The sequence below is a fragment of the Burkholderia sp. Se-20378 genome (assembly GCF_017104665.1).
Classification (GTDB): domain Bacteria; phylum Pseudomonadota; class Gammaproteobacteria; order Burkholderiales; family Burkholderiaceae; genus Burkholderia; species Burkholderia lata.
In genome coordinates, this window is the sequence record NZ_JAAGPG010000441.1 from 1 (window position 1) to 6,906 (window position 6,906).

The 6,906-nt window shown below is 68.4% G+C and carries 3 protein-coding genes; 2 read left to right on the forward strand and 1 reads right to left on the reverse strand.

The window, feature by feature from the left end; translation table 11 throughout:
* Together G3N93_RS30650 and metG are read left to right on the forward strand one after the other, a co-directional pair.
* On the forward strand, nt 1-537 hold a 537-nt coding region (locus G3N93_RS30650), incomplete at its 5' end, for an OmpA family protein (RefSeq protein WP_206134631.1).
* Nucleotides 538-913: 376 nt separating this feature from the next.
* The gene (gene metG / locus G3N93_RS30655; protein WP_174942090.1) at nt 914-3,070 is read left to right on the forward strand and encodes a methionine--tRNA ligase; all 2,157 of its coding nucleotides are present in this window, start codon (nt 914-916) and stop codon (nt 3,068-3,070) included.
* A 57-nt stretch (nt 3,071-3,127) separates the two neighbouring features.
* Here the strand turns inward: metG and G3N93_RS30660 are convergent.
* Nucleotides 3,128-6,906, reverse strand: a 3,779-nt coding sequence (locus G3N93_RS30660; protein WP_241026762.1) for a translocation/assembly module TamB domain-containing protein, incomplete at its 5' end; no start/stop codon positions are given.

Sequence of the window (6,906 nt, forward strand, 5' to 3'; positions counted from 1 at the left end):
TGTGCGGCGCTGGGCGCAGGCATCGGCGCGCTGGCGGGTGGCGGCAAGGGCGCGGCGATCGGCGCAGGCGTCGGCGCACTGGTGGGCGGCGTGACGGGTTACAACTGGCAGGCAATCAAGAACAAGCTGGCACCGTCGGCAGCGCAAACGGGTACGCAAGTGACCGAGCAGCCGGACGGCTCGCTGAAGCTGAACGTGCCGAGCTCGGTGACGTTCGCGACGAACCAGTACGCGATCACGCCGGCCTTCCAGCCGCTGCTGAACGATCTGGCGACGACGCTGAACCAGAACCCGCAAGTGACGGCATCGATCGTCGGCTACACGGACAGCACGGGCTCGGCCCAGCTGAACCAGACGCTGTCGCAGAACCGCGCGCAGAGCGTCGTGAACGCACTGGCACAGCGCGGCGTGAACGGCGGCCGCCTGTCGGCGCAAGGCATGGGTGCATCGAACCCGATCGCGGACAACGCGACCGAAGCCGGCCGCGCACAGAACCGCCGCGTCGAAATCTACCTGCGCGCAGCACAGGCGCAGTAAGCGCACGACGAGGGGAAAGCGCGGGCTCGCCGCCCGCGCAACCGCGCCGGACAAGGCTTCCGGCCGAGCCGGTAACAAATCGAAAAAATTTTCGAACTTCTGTCGCAGGCCGTGGTCAGTATTTACGGTACGCGGCTGGTGTTGCCGGCGCGTCACCATTCTCCTCTTGTCGTTGTTGCTCCGGGGCCGTATCCGCCCCGGTTTTTTTTGCCCGCAGAATTCGTGCTGCATCGCAGCACATCACCGTCGGGCACACCGCTTGCGCGGCCCTGCCCGTTTCGGCGCCCGGTCAAGGGCGCCTGCCCGCGTCGCTGGCGCGCGCCCCTGCTAGAATCGCAGTTTCCCGTCGTTTTTCCGCCGTTCCTCTACAGACCCTATGTCCGCATCCGACCTCACTTCCGTGCAGGCTGCGGCGCCGCAAGGTGGCCGCCAGATCCTCGTTACGTCCGCACTGCCCTATGCCAACGGGCAGATCCACATCGGCCACCTGGTCGAGTACATCCAGACCGACATCTGGGTGCGGACGCTGCGAATGCATGGCCATGAGGTCTACTACATCGGCGCCGACGATACGCACGGCACGCCGATCATGCTGCGCGCGGAGAAGGAAGGCCTGACCCCGAAGCAGTTGATCGATCGCGTGTGGACCGAACACAAGCGCGATTTCGACAGCTTCGGCGTGTCGTTCGACAACTTCTACTCGACCGATTCGGACGAGAACCGCGTGCTGAGCGAGAAGATCTACGTCGCGCTGCAGGACGCCGGCTTCATCGCCGAGCGCGAGATCGAGCAGGCATACGATCCCGTCAAGGAAATGTTCCTGCCGGATCGCTTCATCAAGGGCGAGTGCCCGAAGTGCCACGCGAAGGACCAGTACGGCGACAACTGCGAAGTGTGCGGCTCGACCTACCTGCCGACCGAGCTGCTGAACCCGTATTCGGTCGTGTCGGGCGCGACGCCGGTGCGCAAGACGTCGAAGCACTACTTCTTCCGCCTGTCCGACCCGCGCTGCGAAACGTTCCTGCGCGAATGGGTGAGCGGCCTCGCGCAGCCCGAAGCAACCAACAAGATGCGCGAATGGCTCGGCGACGCCGGCGAGGCCAAGCTCGCCGACTGGGACATCTCGCGTGACGCGCCGTACTTCGGCTTCGAGATCCCGGGCGCGCCCGGCAAGTATTTCTACGTGTGGCTCGACGCGCCGGTCGGCTACTACGCGAGCTTCAAGAACCTGTGCGACCGCAACGGCGTCGACTTCGATGCATGGGTCCGCCCGGGCTCGACCACCGAGCAGTATCACTTCATCGGCAAGGACATCCTGTACTTCCACACGCTGTTCTGGCCCGCGATGCTCGAGTTCTCGGGCCACCGCACGCCGACCAACGTGTTCGCGCACGGCTTCCTGACGGTCGACGGCGCGAAGATGTCGAAGTCGCGCGGCACGTTCATCACCGCGCAGAGCTACATCGACACGGGCCTGAACCCCGAGTGGCTGCGCTACTACTTCGCCGCGAAGCTGAACGCGACGATGGAAGACATCGACCTGAACCTCGACGACTTCCAGGCGCGCGTAAACAGCGACCTCGTCGGCAAGTACGTGAACATCGCGAGCCGCGCGGCAGGCTTCCTGATCAAGCGCTTCGACGGTCGCGTGCAGGACAGCGCGATGAACCATCCGCTCGTCGCGAAGCTGCGCGACGCGATCCCGCAGATCGCCGCGCACTACGAAGCACGCGAGTACGGCCGCGCACTGCGCCACACGATGGAGCTCGCGGACGAAGTGAACGCGTACGTCGACGGTGCGAAGCCGTGGGATCTCGCGAAGGATCCGGCCAACGCGGTCGCGCTGCACGAAACCTGCAGCGTGAGCCTCGAGTCGTTCCGCCTGCTGTCGCTCGCGCTGAAGCCGGTGATGCCGCGCGTGGCCGAAGCCGTCGAGTCGTTCTTCGGGATCGCGCCGCTCGCATGGGCCGATGCCGCGAAGCCGCTGTCGTCGGAGCAGCCGATCAAGGCGTACCAGCACCTGATGACGCGCGTCGACCCGAAGCAGATCGAAGCGCTGCTCGCCGCTAACCGCGATTCGCTGCAAGCCGAAGCCACCGGCGCGGCTGTCGCGACCGCGAACGCCGCGAAGGATGCGAAGAACAACGCAAAGGCGAACGCGAAGCAGGCTGTCGTGAACGGCGCGGACGATGCACCGATCTCGATCGACGATTTCGCGAAGATCGACCTGCGCATCGCGAAGATCGTCGCGTGCCAGGCCGTCGAGGGCTCGGACAAGCTGCTGCAGCTCACGCTCGACGTCGGCGAGGAAAAGACCCGCAACGTGTTCTCGGGCATCAAGTCCGCGTACCAGCCCGAGCAGCTCGTCGGCAAGCTGACCGTGATGGTCGCGAACCTCGCGCCGCGCAAGATGAAGTTCGGCCTGTCCGAAGGGATGGTGCTCGCCGCGTCGGCCACCGACGAGAAGGCCGAGCCGGGCCTCTACATCCTCGAGCCGCACAGCGGCGCGAAGCCCGGCATGCGCGTGAAGTAAGCCGAACGCGCTGCCGCCTGCGCGAAAAAAAGCCCCGCACATCGTGCGGGGCTTTTTTCATGGCTGCTCGGCGCGCCGCTCGCGGGTGCCGTCACTGCCGAACCAGCGATCGAAGCGCCGCGTGTAGTTCAGGTCGACGCCCTGGAACGTGCCACCGTACGCGGACACCGACCAGAAGCGCGTCAGGTTGATCGTCGCCTTGAACGCGTTGCTGGCCGACTGCAGGCCCTGCTCGAAGCCGAGCACGAAGCGCTCGTTGATCGCCTTCGACACCAGCACGACCTGCGGGTCGGTCAGGCCGACTTCGCTGCGGCCGACCGAGACCTCGTCGAGACCGAAGGTCTGCGCGACGCGCTTGCCGGTCACGCTGCCGAGCAGTCCGAGCGCCGCCGTCATCGCACCCTGCTGGCCGACGTTGTTGCCCTGGTCGGTGCCGTGGCCGAACAGCAGCCACGACAGCTTTTCGTTGTCCGTGACGTTCGGCTCCGACACGAGCTTGACCGTCAGCGACTGGATCGTGCCCGTGACCTGCACGCCGGCCTCGACTTCCTGGTTGCGCCGCATCGCGAGGATGTTGACGCCCGGGTTCGACACGGGGCCGTTAAACGTGAAGAAGCCGTTCTCGATCGCGAGCTTGCGGCCGAACGACGTGTACGTCGATCCTTCGGTCACGCGCACGTTGCCGACCGCGCGCAGCGGCACGCCCGGCGCACTCATCACGGTGATCGTGCCGCGCAGCCCGAGATCCGCGCCGTGGCCCTTGAAGCGGAAGTTGTTGCCGAGACCGATGTCGACGTTCGCGCGCGGTGCGAGCGACGGTGCCGGCTTGTCCTCGGCCGGCTTCGGCTTCGCGACCGCGGTGCCGGTCGGCGTCTCGCCGCGCACCGTGCCGCCCGGCTCCACGATCACCACATCGTCCGACAGGTGCGGCGCCGATTCCTCGGGCAGGTCGAACAATGCGCGGTCGACGACGAACTTGCCGTCGATCGACAGCGCGCCGCGCGGCCCGTCGTTTGCGACCGTCGCCTTGCCCGACAGCGACAGCTTGCGATCCGGCGCCGCGAACAGCTCGAGCTTGTCCGCGACGATGCTCGCGGTCAGGTCGGGCGCCTCGCCGTCGAGGCGCACGCGGCCGAGCATGCGCAGCGTACCGTCGCCGCCGTGGAACTCGACCTGCTGGAATTCGACGAGGTTTTCCGACAGCTTCACGCGCACGATGCCATCCTTCAGCTGCACGCCCTGGTCGATGAGCGTCGCGGACAGGTCGTCGCCCGTCAGCATCCCCGACAGGTTCGGCTTCACCGGCGTGCCCGCGACCGTCAGCTTCAGCGACGCGCGACCGCCGAGCAGGTAGCTCGGCCCGAACAGGTTGCCGGTCGTCTTCAGTGCCGGGATATCGGCGTCGATGCGGCCCGACAATGGGCCATCGTTGACCACGCCGAACATGCCGTCGCGCAGCGCGAACGGCACGACCACGTTCGCGTCGAGCGTGCCGATCCGGTTCGCCTTCGCGAGCGCCGTCACGTTGAGCCGGTTGCCGGCCGTGAAGCTCGCGCGCGCGGACAGGTCGGTCAGCCCCAGCGATGCGATGCCGCGCCCGCTCTCGATCGTCACGTCGCCACCGCGCCGCTTCACCTGCACATAGCCCGTCGCGTTCGCGCCGAGCGAAAAATCCCAGTCGGCGTCGAGCACGACGTCGGTCCGCACCGGCGGCCGCTGGCCCGTCAGCTCCTGGCGGACCTCGAGGAAACGCGCGACCGACACACCGCTCACCGAGCCCGCCGAGCGCATCTGGCCATGGTCGAACACGAACGATTTCAGGTCGATCGCCGCGCCTTCGAGCGTGAGCCGGGTCGCGCCGAGCGTCACGCGGCCGGCGCCGGCCGACACGGTCAGCGGCGACTGCAGCGCGATGGCCGGTGTGCCGCGGTTCGCAAGACGCGTGACGGTGCCGTCCCAGCGCATCCCGTCGCGGTTTTCGACCACGCCGCCGTTCGCCGCGAGCGTCACGTCGATCACGCGGCCGCCGGCCATCCCGAGCGCCGACGCGTCGAGCGTGTGCTTCGCTCGCGTGCCGTCGAGGTTCGCGCGCAGCGATTTCAGCTTCAGCGAGCCGAGCGCGATGTCGGACGCGTCGGCCGTGAACACGAGCGCGCCGTGCGCGCCGTCGCGGATGTCCGCGCGGCCCTGCGCGGCACCGATCCGGTTCGAGCCGACGACGACGTGCTCGGCCTTGTAGGTAGCGGTCACGTTCGGGTGCGCGAAGCTGCCGGTCAGGTCGCCCTGCGCCTGCACGAGCCCTTCCACACCGAAACCGAGCCGGTCGAGCTGCGGTGCATCGACGACGAAGCGCAGCCGGTCGCTGGGCGCACCGAAGCTGCCGCGCAGGTCGACATGATTGCCCGCGATCGACAGGTTCGCGTTGCTCGGCAAAATGCGCGAGCCGGCGAGCTGCACGACGCCGGCGCCGGTCAGCGGCACGCCGTCGTACAGGCTGTCGCCGAGCTTGAAGGTCGCCTTCGTCGACACCTGCGGCGCGAATGCGCCCGACGCCGTCAGCGTGCCCGACACGCGCGTCTCGCCGCCCGGGGCCGGTGCCTTCGTCGCCTTGGCGGGCGCCTTGCCGCCACCCGCCTTCGGCGCACTCGCCGCGGCGAGCAGCAGCGGATCGAATCCGGTCAGCGTCGCCTTCGCGTCGTAGCTCGAATGCGCATCGTGGCGGAACACGCCCGTCAGGTCGATCCTGCCCTTGCCGGCCGTCACGCGCGCGTCGGTCAGCACCGTCTGCTGCGACGTCAGCGCAACTTTCGCGCGCGCGCCGAGCGCGAGCTTCGGGTCGTTCAGGTTGAAATCGACGGTCGTCACGTCGCCCGCGAGCGTCACGCCGAGCGGGCCGGCAAGACGCATCGGCCGCAACTCGGCGACGAACGCGTTCAGGTCGAGATTCGCGACCTTCAGGTCGAAGCGGCCCTTGCCGCCGGCCAGCGTGCCGTTGCCCGTCACGCTGCCGTCGCGGATCAGCTTCAGCGCGAGCGCGTCGATCCGCTGCGCGTGCGCGTCGAGATGCACGTTCGCGTGCGCGTCGATCACCGGCAGCAGGTGGTCGCCGAGCGTGCCGGGCTTCGCGTTGACGATCGACACCGGGCCCGTCACCGCGAAACCCTTCGCGGGCTCGGCCCCGGCCGGTGCGGTCACGGGCGCGAGTTCCGCGCGCACCGCGAGATCGGCGGCCGGCGCACCAGGCGCGAGCGCCTGCGGGTTCACGTGATCGAACGCGAGCGATGCGCGCGTGAGCGGCACCGCGCCGAACGGCGCGGCCTCGACGTGCGCACGCCCGTTCAGCTTCATCCCACTCGCGTCGACGTCGGCGACCAGCGCCTCGAGCGAGCCCGACACACGAGCGCGCGCGTCGACCGGCTCGTCGGACAGCTTGCCCGCATAAGTGGCTTCACCCGTCAGCGCGAACGGCTTCACGCCGTCGAGCTTCGCGCGTGCGGTCAGCGCGCCGTACGGCGTATCGACGCCGTCGAGCACGAGCTCATGGTGACGGCCGTCGCTGCGGCCGTTCAGCGCGATATGGTCGAGCTGCGTCGTCGAGCCGCCGTCGTGGATCGCGAGGCGATCGACCCGCAGGTCGTCGATCCGCAACTGCAGCGGCAGGCTCAGGTCCTGCGGCGTCGTACTCGGCGTCGACGGCCCCGGCGCGATCCGCACGTCGATCGTGCCGGCGCGAAGATACGCGATGGACAGCCGCCACGGCGCGCGGGTCAGCGCCCAGCGGCCGTCGAGCCGGTCGATGCGGATTTCGGTGCCGGTGCCGTCGGGGCACGTCCACG

Bases quoted from the DNA above. Each gene is read 5' to 3' on its own strand.
- metG (WP_174942090.1), top strand. From the start codon at position 914: ATGTCCGCATCCGACCTCACTTCCGTGCAGGCTGCGGCGCCGCAAGGT.